This window comes from Candidatus Symbiopectobacterium sp., assembly GCF_020054415.1.
Lineage (GTDB): Bacteria > Pseudomonadota > Gammaproteobacteria > Enterobacterales > Enterobacteriaceae > Symbiopectobacterium.
Genome location: NZ_JAHWCO010000523.1, coordinates 1 through 1,371 on the forward strand (window position 1 = coordinate 1; position 1,371 = coordinate 1,371).

1 protein-coding gene and 1 pseudogene are annotated in these 1,371 nt (G+C 49.3%); both read left to right on the top strand.

Annotated features, from left to right (window positions below; genetic code table 11):
• A pseudogene (locus tag QZ506_RS15200) lies at nt 1–86 on the top strand (lipoprotein); the annotation flags it as partial.
• A gap of 156 nt (nt 87–242) precedes the next feature.
• Nucleotides 243–1,157: a sugar phosphate nucleotidyltransferase gene (locus tag QZ506_RS15205; protein ID WP_291972170.1), complete on the top strand. Its 915-nt coding sequence runs from the start codon at nt 243–245 to the stop codon at nt 1,155–1,157.
• Nucleotides 1,158–1,371: the final 214 nt, after the last annotated feature.

The window sequence follows — 1,371 nt, forward strand, 5'->3', positions numbered from 1 at the left end:
CTCAGGTGGGTGAAGCAATGGCCATGGTCAAAGCGCTTAACCGGATCACGCTATTAGGAATGCCGAACAGTATTCGCATCACGTAACAATCGACCCGTATGGGGCGCAGTCGTTACAAGTTCTGATTTATTCAACAAAGCCACGCCTTTCATGTAGCGTTGTGAGTAATTGGGTGTAACCTTATTCTCACAGCCACGTTATGGTGTCAGAAGAATGACAGCGGATAACAAGAGAGTTAATGCATGGCAACAACATTGAAAGCGATTATCCCCGTCGCAGGTCTGGGTATGAACCTGCTGCCGGTAACAAAAGCGATCCCAAAAGAGATGCTGCCGTTGGTGGATCGTCCGGTAATCGAGAAAATCGTTAACGAGTGCGTCAATGCCGGTGTCAAAGGAATTGTGCTGGTTACACACGCCTCAAAAAACGCCATTAAAAACCACTTCGATACCTCTTTCGAGCTGGAATCTTTGCTGGAAGAGCGGCAAAAACGCCAACTGCTGGCCGATGTACAAGCCATCTGTCCTAAGGGCGTGACGATTATGAACGTGCGCCAGGGTGAAACACTGGGGTTGGGGCACGCCGTCAACTGCGCGCGACCTATCGTGGGCAACAATCCGTTTGTAGTGGTGTTGCCGGATGTGGTGATGGATGAAGCAAGTGCCGATCAGAGTAAAGAGAATCTGGCACAGCTGATCGCACGTTTTGAAGCAACAGGCCACAGCCAGGTGCTGGTGAAACACCGCCCTTATGAAGTGCTGCCGGAGTACTCAGTGGTGGAATGCGCTAAGCCATTGAACCACGCAGGTGACGCCGCGGTTATCACTTCCATGATTGAGAAACCGGAAGTGCCGCCGGAAGAAGGGTCAGATTTGTCGGCGGTCGGGCGTTATGTACTCTCTGCTGATGCCTGGTCTATTCTGGAAAAAACGCCTGCCGGTGCTTGGGGGCGTATCCAACTGACCGATGCCATTGCCGAACTGATTGAGCAAAACCATCAGGTAGATGCGGTGCAGATGGCAGGCCGCAGCTTTAACTGTGGGCGCAAGCTGGGTTACATGCAGGCATTTGTCGCTTATGGCCTGCGTAATCCTGAATTTGGCGATGCGTTTAAAGCCAGCATTAAAGCACTGCTGAGCAAACCAGAAAACGTGTAATTATTGATTTTTTCAGTAATTGGCCGGCTTTGTTGAATAATAGGGAATAATGCTGTTGTGACACGCCTGTTTGGGATTAAAATGGGCTTTGTTGAATAAATAGAACTTTTGGGTAATCATCGGAGCAGATCACCACAGTTGTTTCAAAATCAGGTCTCCATGGCAAAACAAAATTTTAAAATCACCAACTGGCCCTCTTATAACAAGGCCCTCA